The organism is Pedobacter sp. PF22-3 (assembly GCF_026239555.1).
Taxonomy (GTDB): domain Bacteria; phylum Bacteroidota; class Bacteroidia; order Sphingobacteriales; family Sphingobacteriaceae; genus Pedobacter.
The window spans coordinates 508,602-529,334 of record NZ_JAPIVP010000001.1 but is presented as its reverse complement, the minus strand read 5'-3'; the positions used below and the strand labels follow the sequence as shown (position 1 = coordinate 529,334).

The window sequence follows — 20,733 nt, the reverse complement described above, 5'->3', positions numbered from 1 at the left end:
TTCTTGTTTTTAGATGATTTGTTACAATCATTGATTAAATTGAAAAGCTTTTTTTGGAGGCTGATTTCAGGAAGTAAACTATCGGTTGAGCAGTTATTTCTGTCGTTGGAGGTTGATTATTTGGTTGTAAACATTTTTTACATCTTCAATAAACTCAAGACATGCCGGTTGCTTTACACCTGGCCATTCTATCCCCTGCATCATCGCATTTCTAAAGTCAGTTGGTCCTAATGTAATGGTTCCGCTATTATCAGATTTTTGATTAATTGTGATGTCGGTTAGGGTTCTGATGTTTAATGACTTGATTTCTCTGCTAAATATTCCCGTTTTAATAATAATTCTTTCCGAAGTAATTCCGTACACGGTATTTGCTCTCTTTTTTGCGTCGATGAAAAATCTCCCTACTGTGATGTATATTCCTATTAAAACAAATGGAATACCCCAGAGTTTAAAGAAAAAAGGTGCATCGGTTGTAATAACACCTGTTTCCCAGAAAACTGCAAACCCAGCCCAAAGCAAGCTAAAGGGAATGAAGAGTGCATCTGAGGTTCTAAATAAAATTCCTGTCTTAGGTTTTCCTGTCCAAATTAATTTTTCGTCTGTGCTTAAATCAGGTTTTAGTTCGTTTTCGATCTCGTAATTTGTCATTTATTTATTTTGTTGTTTGGTTTGATTGCTGCTCGTGTAAATTGTCGTTCCTAGGATTTTCAATACACAAAACTTCAATTTAATATTAAAATTCGATAAAATAAATCACTTGTTGTTGTTAGTAAGGATTTTTAATCTTTGCAGTAGGCTATAAATCCATAACTCATTAAGGCGAAATGGCAAATTCCAACTTACAGTAGGAGATGAGGCGTCATTTCGACACAGTAGATAATCCGAAGGCTCTGCGGATCAAAAATTTTTTAAAATAAGTCAAAGTTTTATTTGGTCTGATTGAGTTCTTCAGGGTTTGTGTTCAATATTTTTTAAAAATTAGATCATCGGTTGTGAACACAAAACCTAAGTTTGAAGTTTGTTGGTGCCAATTTACCTGAACTGCATCTGTTTTTTTGATTTTCAAAGGCTCTTGGGATTGACAGCATTCTTGGTTAAAATCCGTGCTTTATTAAAGTTGGTTAGCAAAACGCTTAAAAATACTTAAAAAACATGTGTCCACACGATAGGCATACTCTGGAATGACGACTCTTAATAAAAACTAAAATAAACTTGGCGAAGCCTGGTTGGCCATTACCGGGATCTTTAAATCTGTCCCTACCGCTTTGTTTAGTTTCTCTGTAAAATAGGCTGAAAACAGCGGGGAAGAAAGTTCTACATTCTGGTGTACGAAAAAATATAGGTTCTCTAAACCTTGCGCTTTCCAGTCCACAATTCTTTCAATCCAGTCATCTAAACGTTTTTTATCGATTTCATCATCATTGGCACCTACAAAACGTACAAAAGCTGTTGGTGTAGTTAAGCGCATGTGCATCATATCTCTTCGCCCCGAAGTATCTACAATAATGTTCGTTACCCCGTTATCTGCAAAAAGTTTGGTAAATTCATTTGCAATGGCGGGGTTGTTAAACCATTCCGTATTTCTTACTTCAACACCCAGCGGAATTACTTTTGGAAATTCGTTTATCACAATTTTTAACCTTTCAAAATCTTTAGGTTTAAAGTTATCGTGCAATTGGAGAAAAGCCATTCCCAGTTTATCCTCGAAATTACTAATGGCATCACAATATTGCGCTACAGGCTCTTTAACGTTGATTAATCTTTTAAAGTGACTGATGGTATTGGTCAGTTTCGGGAAAAACTTAAAATCTGCAGGTGTTTTTTGTGTCCATGTAATTACCTGCTCTCGGGTAGGCATGCCATAAAAGGTGGCATTAAGCTCAATGGAATTAAATTGAGTAGAATAATAGCTAAGCTCGTCTTTTGTTCCCTTCGGGTAAAAGCCCTTTAAATCAGCCTTGTTCCATTTTGCACAACCTACGTAAGCCTTAAAAGATTGTTTAGGTTTATTTGCAGCTAAAATTCGCACCGTTTCCGCAGCATCAGCTGGAAGTGTGTAATCTATAATTGAGGGATCGTCTACTTTACCGAATTGCATTTTTAAAGGTTTTAGGTGTAAGGCCAAAAAAATACCTTAGCTTATTCAACTAAGGTATTTATATATTGTAAAAATAAGAAACTTGTGCTTTGCTTGGGCTTATTGTGGAAAGTTTATGTTTAGCTTCTTCAACTGTAAACTTCCAGCTGCAAACTGGCTTAGTAACCCAGAATCTTCAATACTTGCTTGCTGTTCTGTTCTTCGCCAAAAACTTCAAAGTTAAAACTTTCGTCACGGTTTCTGCGGATCAACACATGCTTCGGACTGGGCAATAAGCAGTGGTGTATACCGCCATATCCGCTCAACACTTCCTGGTAAGCGCCGGTATGGAAGAAACCTAAATATTGTACTTTACGGGTTTTAGGCATAAACACACTGTTCATGTGTGCTTCCTGGTTGTAATAATCCTGTCCATCACAGGTAATACCACCTAAGTTAACACGTTCGTATTCAGCATCCCAGTTGTTAATGGGAAGCAGGATATATTTTTGGTTTAAAGCCCAAACGTCAGGCAAGTTGGTGATGAAAGAACCATCCAACATTAACCAGCGCTCGCGGTCGTTTTGCTGCTTACGGCCTAAAACCTTATATAAAATACCAGAAGCCTCTGCAACGGTATATTTACCAAATTCGGTAATAATATCGGGTTCCATTACTTCGTGGATGGCGCAGATTTCTTTTATCCTTTTAACAATTTCGTTAACCATATACTCGTAATCGAAATCAAAAACCAACGAATCTTTAAAAGGCATACCGCCACCAATATCAAGCGTATCTAAATCAGGGTTGATTTTTTTGAATTTACAGTAAAGGGTTACGTATTTTTCCAATTCGTTCCAGTAATAAGGCGAATCGGTAATACCCGAATTGATAAAGAAGTGCAATAGTTTTACCCTGAAATTAGGATTGTGTACAATTTTATTGTTGTAAAAATCAATTACATCTTCCATACGCACACCTAAACGTGAGGTATAAAACTGCGAATCTGGCTGCTCTTCAGCAGCAATACGGATCCCCAGATTACAAGGAGTATCGATATCAACCTCATCATCAAAAAGGTTAAATTCTTCCTTGTTATCTAAAACCGGAATAATATTGGTATAACCATCGTGCAGCATATCAATGATATACTGTTTGTACTGGTAAGTTTTAAATCCGTTGCAGATAATGGTGGTATCTTTAGTTAAAGCACCTTTTTTCTCAAGGGCATCAACCATAGGCATATCAAAAGCAGAAGAAGTTTCGAGGTGGATATTGTTCTTTAAAGCTTCTTCAACAATGTGTCTGAAATGTGAGCTTTTTGTACAATAGCAATATTTGTAATCGCCGCGATAGTTGTTCTTTAAAATGGCAGTCTGGAAAAGAATCTTCGCCTGCTGAATTTTCTTGCTCACCATGGGTAAGTATGTGAAACGTAGGGGAGTACCGTAAGTTTCGATCATTTCCATCAGGTTTAAATCCTGAAAATATAATTCATCATCTATCACATCAAAGCCTTCCTGTGGAAAGCCAACGCTTAGATCGAGAAATTCTGAGTAACTCTGCATTTACTTTTAAATAATTTTTGCAAAAATGTAATTTTAAATCGAGAATTAAACGGTATTAAAATTATTTTTACTGTAGAGAAACGCTTAGCATCACCATAAAATTTGAATATAAAGTATTTTGGAAAAAAAATAGAGTAGGTTTTTTGTTTATCCGACTATAATGCAATAATAAATTTATTTTGTTTTCCTTGATGTTTAGGAAAGCAGGTTCCTGTTTTCATAGTTTGGGGCTGGCCCTGCTCGCCACTTTACTCGTTACACTCGTGCCCGTTCCGATCAGGTTTAGTTGGCAAGGATCTTACTGCTATTTAAGGGTTGGTAGCGAGGTGCATCTATCTTTTAGTTCTCTGTGCGCTCCGTGCTTCCGTGGCAAAATATTAGCTAATAGATACAAACCGTGGTGTAGAATATAGTCTGTAACGATATAATCGTTGAGCTATTTAGGGATGCGTTTGAAACGCGCGCCAGCAAAAGAGATGATTTTATATCAAATTTTCCCGTTTGACTTATAATTTGAGGCTAAACTATAATGGTTCGTGCAGACACGAACCATGGCAGAAGCTATTTTTACTTCATGTTTAGGAAAGCAGGTTCCTGTTTTCATAAGTTGGGGTTGGCCCTGCTCTCCACTTTACTCGTTGCACTCGTGACCGTTCCGATCAGGTTTAGTTGGTAAGAATCTTACTGCTATTTAGGGGTTGGTAGCGAGGTGCATCTATCTTTTAGTTCTCTGTGCGCTCCGTGCTTCCGTGGCAAAATATTAGCTAATAGATACAAACTGTGGTGTAGAATATAGTCTGTAACGATATAATCGTTGAGCTATTTAGGGATGCGTTTGAAACGCGCGCCAACAAAAGAGATGATTTTATATCAAATTTTCCCTTTTGACTTATAAATTTGAGGCTAAACTATAGTGGTTCCTGCAGACACGAACCATGGCAGAAGCTATTTTTACTTCATGTTTAGGAAAGCAGGTTCCTGTTTTAATAGGTTGGGGTTGGCCCTGCTCTCCACTTTATTCGTTGCACTCGTGCCCGTTCCGATCAGGTTTAGTTGGCAAAGACCGTGCAGCTATTTAGGGTTTTAAAGCAAGGTGCTTTGATGTGAAAGTCTTCCCTGTGTGCTAAACTTCCGTGGCAAAAATCCCATTGCATATAGATGCGAACTACGGTGTAGAATATGGTTTATAACGATACAATTTTAGGTTATTAGGCACGCGTTTTGAAACGCGCGCAAACACCAAACGTACCCCAGCATCAAAATTATCCTTTTCTTAAATATTTCGTTAAAATCACAATGGTCTGACCTTCTACTTTACCTTCAATTTGTTCGGTGTTATCGTGCACCAGGCGGATGTTCTTTACTACCGTACCCAATTTGGCACTCAGGGTTGAACCTTTAACATCAAGTGTTTTAACCAAAACAACGGTATCGCCTTCAAATAAACGGGTCCCATTGCTATCCTGATGAAATTCAACTGTACCTTCCTGTTCATGGTCGCCGGTTTTTTTAGCCCATTCTAAGGTTTCATCATCCAGGTATAATATGTCTAGGCTGTCTGCAGCCCAACCTTCATTTCTCAAGCGGCTTAACATGCGCCAGGCCACTACCTGAACAGGTGCAAATTCCGACCACATGGTTTCTGTTAAAATTTTCCAGTGACCGGCATCAAGCTGTTCATTTTTTTCAATCTGCGCTAAACAGGTTTTACAAACTAAAATGCTGTTATCGCCATTGGCGTTGCTGGTTGGGGGAACTTCGTATACTGATAAACTGTTTTCAGCAGTGCACAATTCGCATTTATTGCCCGAACGGGTCTGTAATTCTTGTAGTAAAGACATGTGGGTTTAAATTTTCCGCGAAAGTAATAAAACTAATCGGAATGAACAGGTATTATGATGTAGATCATTTTAATGGAATCTTTGTTTGGCGAGTTAAACTTTGCTTGATAAAAAGATATGTATTGAATCGCAAGATACATTCTATCCAATGGGTTTTTCCGTGCGTTTCAAGCATTCGTGTCAAAAAAGCGGTTCGTGGCGACTCGAACCACGGCGAAGGATGAGGTTGAATCCCGAGTTGCACTCTATTCATTGGGTTTTCCATGTGTTTAGAGTTTCCGTGGCAAAAAATAAAATGGTTCGTGCAGACACACGAACCACAGCAAGATTTTGCAACCAATCGTTTATTTACCCGGCAAATGTATTTCTGCCAGCATACACCTTGCGCTACCACCACCATTTTTTTCGATGGTGTAAAGTGGTGCATAAATGATGCGACTGTACCGCTTCAATGTTTCAATCTGTTCAGGGTTTAAGGATAAATACGCCTGCTCTGACATTACCAGCAAACTTTCGCCGGCCGTATTAGAAACCTGTAGCATATTTCCGGCAAATTTATTCATCTGTTCCAGACTGATTTCGATAATTTCTTTACCGCTACCTTTTAAACTGATACTCACTTGCAGGCGCTCTTCAGCATCGCGGATCGAATCGAGACAAACTACTGCAAAACGATCGCCAATACACATCATCACATTGGTGTGGTAAATCGGAAAATTATCACTATCTACCGCCTGAAAAACAACAGGCTCGTATCCGCTAAGCATGCAAAAGTTATTTAAAACCTCTTCATCTGTGCGTACACTTAAACAAGCGTAGGCAATTTTATTGGTGCGATCTAACACCATACTGCCAGTACCTTCTAAAAAAGCATATTGCATTTCGTAAAAGCTCAGGTCGCTTACATGGTTCAGTTCAAACCGGATTTTCAGGCCTTCAAGTATTTCTTTTCTGCGCTCTAAACGGCGGTTTTCAGAAAACATGGGGTACAGGTAAACCGAGCCATCTTCGTGAAAAGAAACCCAGTTATTCGGGAAAATTGAATCTGGCGTTTCTGGCTGCAGGGTATCATCAACTACAGTAACATCAACATCATTTTGCCTTAACAGTTCAACAAAACCATCAAACTCTTTTAAGGCCTGTAACTGTACGTCCTGCGTTTCGGATGCTACCTGAAATTTATTGTTCGCCGCAGTTTGCTCATTGAATTTAAAATCAACCGGGCGGATCATGAGGATATGGTTGGTAGTTTGCATTTTTCTTTCTCTCTTCGTCATCCTGAATTCATTTCAGGATCTTTCTGATTAGATGCTGAAATAAATTCAGCATGACGTTATATCTATAAATTGTCTCTCAAAACAGGTAAACTCATACAGTGGAAACCTCCGCGAGCGCGCGAAAGTTCTGCTGATGGCATTAAAATCAAAGTATCGGTTATGGTTTCGGGATTTACCTTGCCACTTTCCAGATCCTGGATTAAATCTTTCACATCAACTACATCAAAACCGGCTGCTTTAAAGGCTTCAACAGTTTTGTCATTCCTATCGTAACCTAAAACCACACCTTCTTTAATGGCCAACAGGTTGCACGAATCGGTCCATTGTTCTCTTGAATCGTAAGGGAAAGTATTGTTTCCGCTATAAATAATCTTAGTTGGTTCGGTACTCTTCAAATCATTCTGACTAATATCATTCAGCAAAGCTTCTACGTGTTCGAAATGTTTCGGTTCTTGCGGGTTAGCTTTGGTAAATTGAATGGCGGTAGTGGCTTCGAGTTTTTCCGGCTCTTTTAAGAAGTTGATCGGCTCGTAAGGATTGTATTTAGGTGAGTGCGCAATCGAGTTTAAAATGACCCAGGTGTTGCGTTTAACTTGTGTGAACACAGTATCCAGGTGCATGTAATCACGCTTGCTCGGTATTTTTACTACCGTTACTTTTTCTACCACATTCTGTTCAAACAAGAGTTTAATGGCTTCGTTTGCGCCATGTTCTGATGTCCGTTCGCTACACCCGATTAATACGTGGTTGGGGCTAACCATCATCACGTCGCCACCTTCAAGCGTGGTGCTGAAAGCGGGTTCATCGCCAGGACGTAAAAAGTGCATGGTAACATCCGGAATTTCGAGAATGTTGTTGCGGTAACTTTCAAACAACGGATGGTTAAAGAAAATATAGCGCATTAGAAGCGTTTCGCGTACGCGTGCTTTTTTTGCAGGTTTATTTAAGAGAATGTGGTCATTAATGGTGATGCCCACATCACGGGTAAAAATCAGGTTAGGGATTGGCGCAAAAATCATGGTATCGTTGGCCAGGGTACCCGAAATAAAGATCTCTGCAAGTTCTTTAGCCGGGGTATTGGTCAGTGCGATTTGCACTTTATAGGTACAGCCTTCAATGGCACAAACAGCGGATACCAGTTTCTTCCGGATGGATTCATCCTCCAGCATTTCGCTCAATAAATTCTGTATTTCGATTACTGCTGTTGAGTTGTGAAACTCAGGATGATTAGGCTTATAGAAATTTCGGTTGGCAGCTTCAGAATCAATTTCTGCCAGTTTGCCCTTAATCTTACCTGGATCTAAAAAATACATCAACAGTTTGATGTAATAATCGTATTCACCCTTACGGATGGTATCTAAATGCACAATGTCTTCAAAAAGCCAGTCTTGTGCTTTTGAAGGTACCACTTTGCCCAAACCACTATCAGGACTATGAATTAACAATTTACGCAACCTGCCGATTTCGGTATTTACATTCACTTTAAAATTTAGATTCTGCTCGCTCATAAATAAATTAGTTATTGCAAATCTATCAGAATTTTTGAGAGTCCGAAAGTCCAGGTTCCGAAAGTCCGAAGATATAGGTTGAAATAAGTGCCGGAAATTTTTGTGGTAAATGGGGTGTATCGTTATGGGCATCCTGTCTTCCAGCTTCGGACCCGGGTCTTCAGGCTTTTTTCATGTGCAACACCTTCGTCTATAAACCTTATTGCAGCGGCAGCTCCCGATTCCTTCAATCGGGACTATAGCGAAAAGAAGGACTATCGGTACCGATAAGTACTACAGCACCTTTCCAAACCTTCAGAAGCTCAAAAACCTTCGGTCTTAAACCTTTCACCTTCCACCTTTTTTACATATTTTTGGCCTATGAATTTTATTATTACCGAGACACAGAAAGCCATTTTGGAGCTTTATAAAGAAGAAATAGCTGAAAGTGTAATCAATATACAGGAAACGCGTAAAGAATTTGAAGGTCAGGCTACCATTGTGGTTTTTCCGATTACTAAAATCTCTAAAAAATCACCTGAGCAAACAGCTGCCGAAATAGGCGAATATTTAGTGGCCCATGTTGAGGATATTACCAAATTTAACGTAGTTAAAGGCTTTCTGAACCTCAGCATTGCAGAAAGTTATTTCTTAAAGCAGTTTAATGAAGAAATTTTAGCACCTGATTTCGGTAGATACCCAGCAAACGGGAAAAAGGTAATGGTAGAATATTCATCGCCAAATACCAACAAGCCGCTTCATTTGGGGCATGTACGCAATAACCTATTGGGTTATTCGGTTTCCGAATTGCTTAAAGCCTATGGTTACAATGTGGTAAAAGTAAACCTGGTTAACGACCGTGGTATTCACATCTGCAAATCAATGCTGGCCTGGCAAAAATGGGGTAATGGCGAAACTCCGGAAAGTACTGGCGAAAAGGGCGACCATTTGGTTGGCAGATACTACGTCATATTCGATCGGGAATATAAAAAAGAGATTGATACCTTAAAAGCAGCAGGACAAACCGAAGATGAAGCCAAGAAAAATGCACCGTTAATTAAAGAAGCACAACAAATGCTTTTAAAATGGGAGCAGGGTGATGAGGAAGTGGTTTCGCTTTGGAAAACAATGAACGAATGGGTATACGCGGGTTTCAATATTACCTATAAAAACCTGGGGGTAGATTTTGATAAGTTTTACTACGAAAGCAATACCTATCTTTTAGGAAAAGGCACGGTTGATGAAGGTTTGGCCAAAGGCGTTTTCTTTAAAAAAGAAGATGGATCGGTATGGATTGATTTAACTGAAGATGGTTTAGACCAGAAACTGGTATTACGTGCAGATGGCACTTCGGTTTACATTACACAGGATTTGGGTACTGCCGAAATGAAACACGACGATTTTAATATGGATGAGTCTATTTACGTAGTAGGCAACGAACAGGATTACCATTTTAAGGTTTTGTTCCTCATTTTAGAGAAGCTTGGTAAAAGCTGGGCGAAAGGTTTATATCACCTATCTTATGGGATGGTGGATTTGCCTAACGGAAAGATGAAAAGCCGTGAGGGAACCGTGGTAGATGCCGATGAACTGATTGAAAGTATGATTACTACCGCACGTGAGAAAACCGAAGAATTGGGTAAAACCAATGATTTTCCTCAGGAAGATAAAGAAGAACTTTACAAAAACATTGGTTTGGGTGCTTTAAAATATTTCTTGTTGAAGGTAGAACCTAAAAAACGTTTATTGTTCAACCCAGCAGAAAGTATTGATTTTCAGGGTAATACCGGGCCATTTATTCAGTACACTCATGCTAGGATAAAATCGTTGTTAAGCAAATCGAACTATCAGTTTGCAGTTACCAGTGAACAGTTTTCAGGGATATCAGCTGTAGAGCTGGAAATGATCCTGCAATTGGCCAAATACCCTGCAGAAATAGAAATTGCGGCCAAGGCTTTTAGTCCGGCAAGTTTAGCCAACTATTTATATGAACTGGCCAAGCTGTTCAATAAGTTTTACCATGAGGTACCTCCAATTGTGAAAACGGAAGAAGGTGACTTAAAACAATTCCGCTTAAACCTTTGTAAAAAAACTGCTGATATTATTCATGCCGGAATGCTGATTCTGGGGATTGCTTCTCCAGAAAGGATGTAAGACGTTGGATGGGAGATGTAAGACGTATAATGTAAAATGTAGGATTGATGAGGTTTTCACACGATCAAGATGGCAACTGAACTGATTTTACTCTGTTTGGTGGCTTTTGCTGCTGGCTTTATAGATGCTATTGTAGGTGGCGGTGGTTTATTGCAAACACCCGCCATTTTACTTATTTTACCTCACTATCCGGTAGCCACGCTTTTAGGTACAACCAAAATCCCATCAATTGCCGGCACAACACTTGCCGCCTTTAAATATGCTAAACAGGTTAAGTTTAATTATCAGGTGCTCATTGCCTGTGCCAGTACCGCATTTATTTCTGCTTTTTTGGGCGCTTTTCTAGTGAGCAGGATTGATAATTCGGTAATTAAGCCGATTATTCTGGTGGTATTGATTTTAGTAGCCGCTTACACTTATTTTAACAAACAATTTGGGATTCATCAGGAAAAGAATCATTCGGTAAAAAAACAGGTTTTGATGTCGGCTTTTTTTGGGCTGGTTATCGGCTTCTATGATGGATTGATTGGTCCCGGAACAGGTGCTTTTCTCATATTGATTTTCATTGCTGTACTTGGCTTCGATTTTATTGGTGCCAGCGCGCATGCTAAAATCGTAAATATGGCCACCAATCTGGCCGCGATTCTTTATTTTAGTTCAACTGGCCACATCTTATTTCAATATGCCATACCCATGGCTATTTTTAATCTCTTCGGTGCTTTTTTTGGTACGAAACTGGCTTTACTTAAAGGGAATAAATTTGTGCGCATTTTCTTCTTAATCGTAGTTTTCGGAACGATTTTGAGATTTGCTTACGATGTATTATTAAAATAAGATAATCTTATTAGATTTGTTAATCCATGATTAGATTAACGCTTAAATTTATTCTCGCCTCGTTATTACTTACGCTTTTTATTTCTTCAGCTACCCGTGCAGAGGTTTTTATGGTAACTTCGAACGCGGATGCTGGCCCGGGAACTTTAAGGGAAGCATTAATAAAAGCAGCCGCAAATGGCAGTGCCGATAAAGACTTTATTTATTTTAATCTGGCAGATCAAAGCGAATCAGGACGAACCATAACCTTGCTCAGTCAATTGCCTGATGTTTCTTCAAATCTGGATATTGATGGATCGACACAATCAGGAATTGTTTTTGGACGCAGTACGGCTAAAATTCAAATCATAGCGGCTTTTACCTTTCAGGATTCTTATATTGGTCTTAACCTCAATAATGTAAATGATGTAGGTATTTATGGGTTATATCTTCGCAATACTACCGTTTTTAATCTTACTTCCGGTGTAGTATTTGAGCGGGTTGTAGGTGTCGCGCTGACGGCATCAAAAAATATCAGGTTAGGTGATGTAGGTAAGGGTAATGTGATTTGTGGTTTTAATCGTGATCTGTCTTCAAATTTTCGTCTTTCATCTAATTCCGACAGTTATGTTGAGAATTTTTCGATGAAATCTACTCTTCTTGGTGTGGAGGCTAATGGTATAACGGAACCAGCCCGTACAAATGCCTTGCAATCATACAATGCGTATATGCAAAATCTTTATGGAATAGTCAATATTGGAGATGGTACGCCAGCAGGACAAAATGTTGTGGCTAAAGGTTTTTACATCCATCAGTCTAACACGGGGCAATATGCTGATCCAATATATAACACCCCGGCATTTATCAATTTCAAGTACAATATTCTTGGCAATAATTTAGATTTAAGTGTAGCTGATAATTTAGTTGCTAATGCGGGTATTTATATCGGTTCAAGTGCGCCTTACACGTTGAGTACCATTAAAATAGAAGATAATGTTGTTGGTGGTTCAACTGCTATTCAACTTACCGGAGTTAAAAACGCGGTGGAAATTAAGCGGAATTATATTGGTGTAAATCGAAATTTTATTAAGATAACAAATGTTAATACCGGTATTTTTGTATACTACGTGGATAAAGTACAAATAGGTGGTGATAATCCTGCTGATGCAAATTATATAGGATATTGTAAACCTGTTAATGTATGGCCAAGTACTTCTGCAGCAATTAATAAAAACAGTTTTTTTTGTACAAAGAATTCTTTTCCCATGATTTTGGATAATTATGGAATGAGAATCCCACCAAATGTAGAAATTACCGATGCAACTGCTAATAGTGTAGTAGGTAAGGCTACACCAAACTCAACAATAGAGCTTTTTTACAGCGACTTGTGCGGAACATGTTCTCCCGAAACCTATTTTGCCAGTACAGTAGCAGATGCCAGTGGAAATTGGCAGTACAGCGGTACATTATTGAGATCGGTAATTGCATCAGCTACATTAAATGGGATAACTTCTGAATTTACGCGTACAAGGGTAGATGTTTCTGGTATTAAGATTACTCATACTTGTGGCAATACTGGCTCTATTACAGGTGTGTTGCCATTAAGTGCCACTTATGTAGAATGGTTGGATGCAACTGGAAATATAGTAGGCAGGGGAAAAGATCTCTTAAATGTACCAATTGGCACTTATCGGTTAAAAGCAACCAATGGCGATTGTAGTGAAGTAACACCATGGTTTGAAATTAAAAAGGGATTGATCACAAATGCTGCAAATGTTCGGATAATAAATCCCGCTTGTGGTACCGGTGGCAGTATTAGCGGTTTACAGGTGGTCAATAATACGTCATCACCCGCAGTTTACAGTTGGAAAAATGAACTGGGTACCGAAGTAGCTACAACATTAAATTTAACAAATGTTACGCCTGGAAGATATACATTAACCCTATCCACTTCGGATAATAGTTGTAGCGAGATTTATGGGCCGGTTACCTTAACCACTAGTTCTGGACCAAACGTTAGCCTGCAATCCTTGTCAATAAAGCCAGCCAATTGCGGTACAAACTCTGGAAGCATTACCGGAGTTATAGCAACTGGAAGCGGCACCTTAACCTATAAATGGAAAAATGTCAACAATCTGCAGGTGGCAGGCATTAAAGATCTGATCAATCAGCCTCCCGGAAAGTACACTTTGGAAGTGACAGACCAATCCAGTTGTGGAGCGGTCATAACACCGGTTATTACCATTCCGGATGCCAATGCCATTACCATTGATGATAGCCGGAAACAAATTTTTAATCCTACTTGCGTGGGCAACAATGGAAGTATAAACGGCTTGCAAATAGGAGGAGCTAATGCCTATATCTGGAAAAATAGTGGTGGTCAAATAGTTGGTAATCAGGTAAATTTAGAAGGGATGCCTGCCGGAAGTTACCAGTTAACAGCTTCAAATCCGTCATGTACTAAAACTTATGATCTTATTTTAGTTGCACAGCCAAATTTAATCAATGTGAGTGGTGGTATTACAAAGATCATTACCGATGCTTCTTGTGGATTAAACAACGGAAAAATCATAGTGATGATGCAAAATCCAATTCATCCGCCAACAAGTTATAGATGGGAAGATGAATTGGGTAGAACAATTGGTGGAAATACAGCAGTACTAGAAAACGTAGATGCCGGAGCTTATAAAGTTTACGGAATAGATGACAACGGTTGCGAAAAATACTTAATTACTTATAGGGTTAACAGGTATGCTGAACTTGTTTTAGAAAAGAGCAATGTTCGCATAGCTGATGATAATTGTAATCAAAGACTGGGAAGTATTACCGGAATGCAAATTAGTGGTGGTCTTGCACCATATAACTATAAATGGACTAACAGTGCCGGTGTACAGATTGGCAATAGTTTAGACATTTACAATTTACCCAAAGATGATTATAAACTGGAAATTACTGATGCCATAAATTGCCAGCCATTGATTTCGGATTTTGTAGTTGATAATCTGACCAGCCAGATATCAGCACCGACTGTTATGCCAATCCAACTTTGTTCTCCGGGGGAAGCTACTTTGCGGGCAAGTGGGTTGACAACAGCCACCAGCTATGCCCTTTATGAAAATAAAGATGCTTTATTTCCTGTAGACGTTTCGGTTGGTGGCGTTTTTAAAATTGATGCCAGAGGTGATAAAAATTACTTTGTTACCCAACGCATGGGAGATTGTGAAAGTGTTAAAGTGGAAGTGAAAATTACCGTAGGCTTGTCTGGATTAACCGTAGCAAATTCATTTACACCTAATAATGATGGTGTTAATGATATTTGGAATTTAAAAGGTATTGAGAATTATCCAAAAGCCAACATTCAAATTTTTAATAGAGTAGGAAATAAGGTTTATGAATCAGTTGGATATCATATGCCGTTTGATGGAACGACTAAAGGCACAAGGCTTCCGACTGGTGTATATTACTATGTTATAAAACTAGGTCAAGCGTGTGAAATGATTACAGGTTCGCTAACTTTATTAAACTAATATTTACTGTGATCAACCTTTTAATCTTTTAATATAAAATGCGTTTATAGCGATGATAAGAAATTTAAAATTAATAATGGCTTTGGCTATGATAAGTTGTGCTGTTCAGGCACAGCCTTTTTTGCTTAAATCAACTTCAGGCACTAAACCTTTTCAATTGAATATTTATTACGGTACCGGTGGAAAGGGGGCATATGTGCAATACCGGGGCCAGCAAGGAGTGATTCCACTAAAATTAAAAAAACAGACCTTGCAGGATAAAACTTCGAAACTAAAAGTTACCTACATTTGGGATGAAGTAGTTGAAGGAAAAGTGACCGGAACTTATAAACTGAGTCAGCAAACCAATCAAATCTCAGCAGCATCGTACTCGAGAAATAAAGATCATAAGCTATTTAAGCTGGAGCAGGCGAAAGACAAGGAAGATTATTCTGGAAAGGTAAGTTACCTGCTGAATGGGGTAATCATATCTTTTTCGCGGGGTATGGATGAACAGCTTACCTTCGGCTATCCGGATAAGAAAAAAAAAATAGCACATTTACCTGGTTTTGACAGCCAGGATCCTCAACGTAGAGGCACTATAGATGACTACAATTTTGATGGATATGATGATGTGGCATTTTCCATTCCAGATGCCGGGATGGGCGTTTACAGAACTTTCACCATTTATCTGTACAATCCCGTGTCAAAGCGGTTCGAGTTGCTAGCAGAACCAGATGCCCCAAAAGCTAAATGTTCTGGGTTTTGTGATGTAACATTGGATAAGAAGAATAAGTTATTGCTTACAGCCTGCCGGGGCGGTGCAAACTGGTGGAATAATGTATATAAATATACTGCTCATAATCACTTAACCTGGCTAAGCGCTAAAAAAGCAGAAAATTAGCGACTTTTTCATGTTTATAAATTTGCAGTTGTAAATTCAATCAGGTATGGTTTAAGTGGTATTCCATTTTCATTGCGGAAACCACTACCTAACACCAGCTGGTATTGCTTACTGGGTTTTAAAGCCACGCTAAAAGAAGCTGAATATCCGTCATCAGAAAAGCCTGTAAATGCTTTGATCTTCAATAAATTTGTTTCCCCCAACGGTCCAAGTTCAAAATTCCGATACCTTTTATCCATTTTAGCCGAAAATTTAATGGTAACCTGCATTAGATTTGGATCAACTTTTTTGCTTCCGTTTTTAAATTCTTTAATTCCCAAAACTTTCGGCCTATCATTTTCATACTCCCTGTATAATTTGGATATGGGTTTTTCAAAATAACCAGAGCGATCAACAAATTGATATAAAGCTGATGGGTTATTATTGTCGAGCGTAATCATTTCACTGATGGCCAGATTTTTATCTTTGGCATTTTGATAATATTTTTTACAGATTTCATACCCTACATAATAGCCCAGATCGCGCATGTTAAATTCATTATTGGCATTACTGTACAACCAAAACCCAGTATCTTCAAAAAACATTTGTCTGGCAAATACGCTTCTTACCTTTTCAAAATGCTGTGTTCCGAAATAAATAGCAGGTGTTACTGATGGCTTTCCGGTAGCCATTACGGCTACAAATTCTGCCGCACCTTCAATTATGCACTGAGAAAGGAGGTTATAGCCAATACTGCTTTTTTGCTGGGTATGCACATATTCATGCACATTTAAGAATACGGTTCCCCCAATCGGGTTGCTGTTGAAAAAAGTTTTTAGGTGTGATAGTGCATTAGGGAACTCCGAAGAAACAGTATGAGTGTCAGCTAAGGCAAGTTCACTGCCGATCAGCACGTTTCCATCTAATGTAGTGCCGTTTGTGCGTAAGGCTCCAATGGTAAAATAAATATGGGCAGGTTTAAGTTTTTTGTAAATCCTGGCTAATTTATCTACCTCTATTGCAATACTATCTGCAAACTCATTCGCGCGCAGGGTATTGGCCCTTATCGAACGCCAAAAAAGCGGATAGTGATAAATCGCATCCAGATAAGATTTAGCCGTGTATCCTCTCGCTTTCATGATCAATTTTAAGCCATCAGTACCCTGTTTAATAAACAGATCATTAATGTAACCTGTGTGCAAAGTACTATCACTGGTCTCTTTAATCTTATCATAAGCTGTCCAAAAGTTTTTAATATCGGATGTAATGATATACTGATTCGTGTTTTGGGCATTTGCTTTTAATAAAAATATGGAGATAAGGAATATTAAGATAGATGCTTTCAAAGCGAGCTGTTTTTTAAAATTAATACAATATAAAATCTGAAATAAACATAAGCAATCTGTGGCATTTTATCCAGTCAGCAAATCGAGCTAAAATTAAAAATCGCTGAAGCATGGTAAGCTTTAAGCAAAGGGTATGTCATACAGGCATTGGCCAGTTATCTTTTATTTACTTGTCCAAATTCAACAATTTCTTTCTCTTTAGGTAATTGCTTGTTTCGCACTTCATCAAAACCATCCTGATATCCTAACCGATAGGAGTCAATTACGTAAGGTATGCCTTCTCCCAAAAGGAGCTGGGCAGAAGTGGTTACCTCAAAATGCAGATGCGGTTCCCGTGCATCTCCGGAATTACCGATGTTGCCCAATAATTGCCCTTTGGTTACATGATCTCCCTTTTTAACCTTTAGGCTACCTGAATTCATGTGCATATAATGGGCATATTGCCCGTCACCAAGATCAATTACGATATGGTTACCAGGCAGTTTTTCGAAGGTGAGTGGCACTGCCGGATGAAAGGCTTTTCCGTGGCCGGGAATGTTATCCGGTAATCCGTCTGTAGCAGTGATGACCGTACCATCGCCAACAGCAAATATTTTTTCGCCGTAACAGAAATACGATTGCACATTTGCGGGATCGCCTGAAAAAGAAAGGCTATCTTTAACTTTTTTCCAATCAATGGCAAATCGCCTCGAATTTATCGCACGTCCGCCAAGAATGATATTTCCCCGTCGGTGATGATTATCAATGCCGTTGCCTGGACCATCGGCTGCAATCCAATCCGAACCCGTTACAGGTGCTTTGAGTGTTTTAATTTTCGTGGTATGCGTACTTACTGCTGCTCCATCTAAAGAATCATCCGATGTAATGATCCGATGAATGATGCTGTCGGGAAAAACCACACCTTTGTTTGTTTTGGCTGCTATATATAACACTGCACTTTTCCCGGCTTCAATAGTTAGTCCATCTTTTGAATTATTGTTACCCAAAATTTTCACCATGCTTCTGAGTTCCAGCGAGTCGAAAGATACGATCGGAGAGTTGCTTTTCCGGTTTCCATTAAGCAGTTCCATACGTTGTAAACGAATGGGTGAAGCACTAAAGTTCGTGAGGTAAAGTTCATAGATCAGGAAAAGATTTGGTTCGTTCGGAAAAGCAGTAGGGCCAAATGGTACACGCATTTCCAATTGCAGCGGAAATGAAAAAGGCTTCGCTGGTACATACTGAGCAAGTGAACGACTCAAAAAAACAAAGCTGAATAGCAAAATTAAATAGGATAATCTCAAGCCTTTACTTTTCATTCTATAAGTATTTACCTGTTAGATGTGACTTAATGCATCGAGGTTACATGGATACGATTAATAATATCAATATGCAGTTATTTATGATTAGTTACTCAAGACCTTAATTGTTGCTTTTCCTGATGGCGGTTCCTATCACTTTTCCATACCTTTTGCCAGCAATATTTTGCCTTTTTCGGCTACCAGTACAGAGCCGTTAAACTGTTTTTGATTATACATTACCGTAAACACACTGTCTAGCTGAGTCTGGAAAGTTTGCTGAGCAAATACATTGGTGTAAGTAAGCAATAGGAGCGCAATAATTAGGATTTTATTCATCAAGCAAATATTTATTTACCTGACACCAAAATTAAGCCTGTGTTGCATCTCACATTCAAATTTTATTGTAGTATTGGTATTTCAATCCAATATTGGTAATATGCTGCATGGATGTTTGATCGGAAGATTACCTTAATTCCAACACCTAAGCATAGTATAAATGTGAAGAACACCTCATCCTCAATCATAGGCTGCAACCTATTAATGTACAAAATCTAAAATTTGATATCATCTTCGATTCTGCTTCATATAGTCTCGATTGAGTTACATTGATGGTTAATCTGATCCTCATATTTGCTGCATCAAATTAAAGATTATGCAGATAAATGAAAATAAAGTTGCACTCGTATCAGGTGCAAATACTGGTGTGGGCTTTCAGATTGCCAAGGCCCTTGTGGAAAACGGGTATACCGTGTATGCCGGTTCCCGCGGCCTGCAAAAAGGAAAAGCCGCGGTTGAGCAGCTTGGGGAATCGGCCATCGCGATCCAACTGGATATTACGGACAATGAATCGATCAGGACAGTGGTTAAAACCATTGAAGATAAATCCGGATACCTGACGTTGCTGATCAACAATGCGGCGGTTTCTCACGCTGGTAAGCCCGGCCGCACCATGGAGGATGTATTGGGTTCGCAGCGTGCCAGCATTGTACCTATTGACGAGCTGAAAATGGTTTGGGAAACGAATGTTTTTGGGACACTGGCCCTAACACAGGCCTGCTTGCCTTTATTGCACCAAGCGCCAAACGGCAGAATTGTAACCGTTTCCAGTGCGCTGGGATCGCTCACGATCAATGCCAATCCGGAAAACCCGTACCGTTCAAATTTCGACGCCGTGTATGGTGCTTCAAAAACAGCACTGAATGGAATCTTTCTGTCACTCGCGATCGATCTGGAGCATACCAACATCAAGGTTCACCTGGTAAGTCCGGGCTTTACCGCAACGGCCCTTAATAATTTTCAGGGAACCGACACTGTGGAAGAAGGTTCTAAAGAGCCGATCCGCGTGGCGCTGGCTGAAGATCTTCCGAACGGAAGTTTTACTGGTCCGGCCAATTTCAGTGGTGAAAACAATATCCTACCCTGGTAATTTTTAACAGTTAAAACCTATGATCGCCAATCATAGGTTTTTTATACATTTATAGCATGAAAGGTAAGGGAGATAAACTGATCCGTTTTATATCGATATCGGAAAGCCATCAGGCATTCGGGCTACCGGCGCCGCAGCATCCGCTGATCAGTCTGGTTCATTTCAACCAGAACAATCCGTTCAATACAGCGATGGCACCAATCTATGACGTGTTAAGTTTTTATAAGATTACTTTCATTACGAGGAATAGGGGCAGACTAAAATATGGCCGGAATTATTACGACTTTGATGAGGGCAGCATGCTGTTTATGGCACCTAACCAGCTGATCGGAAGCAATGATTATAACAGCGAAACCTATTGTTACATTTTGCTCATCCATCCTGATTTCCTGCTCGGGCATCCCATCGCCCGGAAAATAAAACAGTACAGCTATTTTTCTTATGCATCCAATGAAGCACTGCATCTGTCGGAAGCTGAGCGGGAAATTATCCTATCGGTTTATCAAATCATGGAGCAGGAACTCAATAGCCGAGTAGATGAGTTCAGCCAGGAGGTCGTAATTGCCCAACTCGAGTTGTTGCTGAGCTATGTCAATAGATTTTACAAGCGGCAGTTTATTACCAGGAAAATAGCCAATAATGATATTCTTCAAAGAACCGAAAGCATTCTTGATAGCTACCTCAATAACCAGGAAGCACTGCGCCAGGGCCTTCCAACAGTACATTACCTGTCTGAGCAGCTCAATATCTCTTCTGGTTATTTAAGTGATATGTTACGCACTTTGATCGGCCAGAATGCCCAGCAATATATCCGCAGCAAACTTATCGAAAAAGCAAAGGAAAGACTAACCGGTACTGACCTGACGGTGGCAGAGATCGCTTATGAATTGGGGTTCGAACATCCGCAGTCTTTCAGCAAGATGTTCAGGGTTCGGACGGGTCTTTCGCCAATGGAATTTCGGATTGCTTATGATTGATAATGCGCTTAATAGAAATCTATAGTTAACTGATGATCACCTCAAAGCTATCGTTAAAGGCAATGCACAGTATAAACTTATCATAAAAAAGAGGACTG

At 39.3% G+C, this 20,733-nt stretch carries 15 protein-coding genes; 6 read left to right on the top strand and 9 right to left on the bottom strand.

Annotated elements, in window-relative coordinates; genetic code table 11:
- Nucleotides 1-93: 93 nt before the first annotated feature.
- The 6 genes from OQX63_RS02170 to OQX63_RS02145 all read right to left on the bottom strand — a co-directional run bounded on the left by OQX63_RS02170 (nt 94) and on the right by OQX63_RS02145 (nt 8,271).
- Entirely contained in the window at nt 94-648 is a 555-nt protein-coding gene (locus OQX63_RS02170) for a PH domain-containing protein (RefSeq protein ID WP_265849254.1), read from the bottom strand.
- A gap of 553 nt (nt 649-1,201) precedes the next feature.
- Nucleotides 1,202-2,098, bottom strand: a complete 897-nt coding sequence (locus tag OQX63_RS02165) for a DUF72 domain-containing protein (RefSeq protein WP_265849253.1) — start codon at nt 2,096-2,098, stop codon at nt 1,202-1,204.
- A 158-nt stretch (nt 2,099-2,256) separates the two neighbouring features.
- Entirely contained in the window at nt 2,257-3,645 is a 1,389-nt protein-coding gene (locus OQX63_RS02160) for an arginine decarboxylase (protein WP_090496099.1), read from the bottom strand.
- A 1,262-nt stretch (nt 3,646-4,907) separates the two neighbouring features.
- On the bottom strand, nt 4,908-5,486 hold the full coding sequence (locus tag OQX63_RS02155) for an alkylphosphonate utilization protein (protein ID WP_265849252.1): 579 nt from the start codon (nt 5,484-5,486) through the stop codon (nt 4,908-4,910).
- Nucleotides 5,487-5,830: 344 nt separating this feature from the next.
- Nucleotides 5,831-6,763, bottom strand: a complete 933-nt coding sequence (gene ctlX / locus OQX63_RS02150) for a citrulline utilization hydrolase CtlX (protein ID WP_322974212.1) — start codon at nt 6,761-6,763, stop codon at nt 5,831-5,833.
- A gap of 62 nt (nt 6,764-6,825) precedes the next feature.
- Complete coding sequence (locus OQX63_RS02145) at nt 6,826-8,271, bottom strand: arginine deiminase family protein (protein WP_265849251.1); 1,446 nt, start codon at nt 8,269-8,271, stop codon at nt 6,826-6,828.
- Between the two features lie 360 nt (nt 8,272-8,631).
- Here OQX63_RS02145 and argS point away from each other — a divergent pair, with 360 nt between their 5' ends.
- The 4 genes from argS to OQX63_RS02125 all read left to right on the top strand — a co-directional run bounded on the left by argS (nt 8,632) and on the right by OQX63_RS02125 (nt 15,627).
- On the top strand, nt 8,632-10,404 hold the full coding sequence (gene argS, locus OQX63_RS02140; RefSeq protein WP_265849250.1) for an arginine--tRNA ligase: 1,773 nt from the start codon (nt 8,632-8,634) through the stop codon (nt 10,402-10,404).
- Nucleotides 10,405-10,473: 69 nt separating this feature from the next.
- A complete protein-coding gene (locus OQX63_RS02135; protein WP_265849249.1) occupies nt 10,474-11,238 on the top strand; it encodes a sulfite exporter TauE/SafE family protein in 765 nt (254 codons plus the stop codon).
- 26 nt (nt 11,239-11,264) lie between these two features.
- Nucleotides 11,265-14,744, top strand: a complete 3,480-nt coding sequence (locus OQX63_RS02130; protein ID WP_265849248.1) for a gliding motility-associated C-terminal domain-containing protein — start codon at nt 11,265-11,267, stop codon at nt 14,742-14,744.
- Between the two features lie 88 nt (nt 14,745-14,832).
- Nucleotides 14,833-15,627, top strand: a complete 795-nt coding sequence (locus OQX63_RS02125) for an XAC2610-related protein (protein ID WP_265849247.1) — start codon at nt 14,833-14,835, stop codon at nt 15,625-15,627.
- Nucleotides 15,628-15,641: 14 nt separating this feature from the next.
- On the opposite strand, the gene OQX63_RS02120 is transcribed toward OQX63_RS02125, so the two are convergent.
- The 3 genes from OQX63_RS02120 to OQX63_RS02110 all read right to left on the bottom strand — a co-directional run bounded on the left by OQX63_RS02120 (nt 15,642) and on the right by OQX63_RS02110 (nt 18,568).
- The gene (locus OQX63_RS02120) at nt 15,642-16,952 is read right to left on the bottom strand and encodes a hypothetical protein (protein ID WP_265849246.1); all 1,311 of its coding nucleotides are present in this window, start codon (nt 16,950-16,952) and stop codon (nt 15,642-15,644) included.
- Nucleotides 16,953-17,107: 155 nt separating this feature from the next.
- Entirely contained in the window at nt 17,108-18,250 is a 1,143-nt protein-coding gene (locus OQX63_RS02115) for a M23 family metallopeptidase (RefSeq protein ID WP_265849245.1), read from the bottom strand.
- Nucleotides 18,251-18,385: 135 nt separating this feature from the next.
- A complete protein-coding gene (locus OQX63_RS02110; protein WP_265849244.1) occupies nt 18,386-18,568 on the bottom strand; it encodes a hypothetical protein in 183 nt (60 codons plus the stop codon).
- A 316-nt stretch (nt 18,569-18,884) separates the two neighbouring features.
- On the opposite strand from OQX63_RS02110, the gene OQX63_RS02105 reads away from it, so the two are divergent.
- Both OQX63_RS02105 and OQX63_RS02100 read left to right on the top strand, forming a co-directional pair.
- The gene (locus OQX63_RS02105; RefSeq protein WP_265849243.1) at nt 18,885-19,658 is read left to right on the top strand and encodes an SDR family NAD(P)-dependent oxidoreductase; all 774 of its coding nucleotides are present in this window, start codon (nt 18,885-18,887) and stop codon (nt 19,656-19,658) included.
- 56 nt (nt 19,659-19,714) lie between these two features.
- Nucleotides 19,715-20,635 carry a helix-turn-helix domain-containing protein gene (locus OQX63_RS02100; protein ID WP_265849242.1) on the top strand — a complete coding sequence of 307 codons (921 nt, stop codon included), beginning with the start codon at nt 19,715-19,717 and terminating at the stop codon, nt 20,633-20,635.
- Nucleotides 20,636-20,733: the final 98 nt, after the last annotated feature.

Bases quoted from the DNA above. Each gene is read 5' to 3' on its own strand.
- ctlX (WP_322974212.1), bottom strand. From the start codon at position 6,763: ATGACGAAGAGAGAAAGAAAAATGCAAACTACCAACCATATCCTCATG.
- OQX63_RS02130 (WP_265849248.1), top strand. From the start codon at position 11,265: ATGATTAGATTAACGCTTAAATTTATTCTCGCCTCGTTATTACTTACG.
- OQX63_RS02155 (WP_265849252.1), bottom strand. From the start codon at position 5,486: ATGTCTTTACTACAAGAATTACAGACCCGTTCGGGCAATAAATGCGAA.
- OQX63_RS02105 (WP_265849243.1), top strand. From the start codon at position 18,885: ATGCAGATAAATGAAAATAAAGTTGCACTCGTATCAGGTGCAAATACT.
- OQX63_RS02165 (WP_265849253.1), bottom strand. From the start codon at position 2,098: ATGCAATTCGGTAAAGTAGACGATCCCTCAATTATAGATTACACACTT.
- OQX63_RS02145 (WP_265849251.1), bottom strand. From the start codon at position 8,271: ATGAGCGAGCAGAATCTAAATTTTAAAGTGAATGTAAATACCGAAATC.
- OQX63_RS02160 (WP_090496099.1), bottom strand. From the start codon at position 3,645: ATGCAGAGTTACTCAGAATTTCTCGATCTAAGCGTTGGCTTTCCACAG.
- OQX63_RS02115 (WP_265849245.1), bottom strand. From the start codon at position 18,250: ATGAAAAGTAAAGGCTTGAGATTATCCTATTTAATTTTGCTATTCAGC.
- argS (WP_265849250.1), top strand. From the start codon at position 8,632: ATGAATTTTATTATTACCGAGACACAGAAAGCCATTTTGGAGCTTTAT.
- OQX63_RS02170 (WP_265849254.1), bottom strand. From the start codon at position 648: ATGACAAATTACGAGATCGAAAACGAACTAAAACCTGATTTAAGCACA.
- OQX63_RS02125 (WP_265849247.1), top strand. From the start codon at position 14,833: ATGATAAGTTGTGCTGTTCAGGCACAGCCTTTTTTGCTTAAATCAACT.
- OQX63_RS02100 (WP_265849242.1), top strand. From the start codon at position 19,715: ATGAAAGGTAAGGGAGATAAACTGATCCGTTTTATATCGATATCGGAA.
- OQX63_RS02110 (WP_265849244.1), bottom strand. From the start codon at position 18,568: ATGAATAAAATCCTAATTATTGCGCTCCTATTGCTTACTTACACCAAT.
- OQX63_RS02135 (WP_265849249.1), top strand. From the start codon at position 10,474: ATGGCAACTGAACTGATTTTACTCTGTTTGGTGGCTTTTGCTGCTGGC.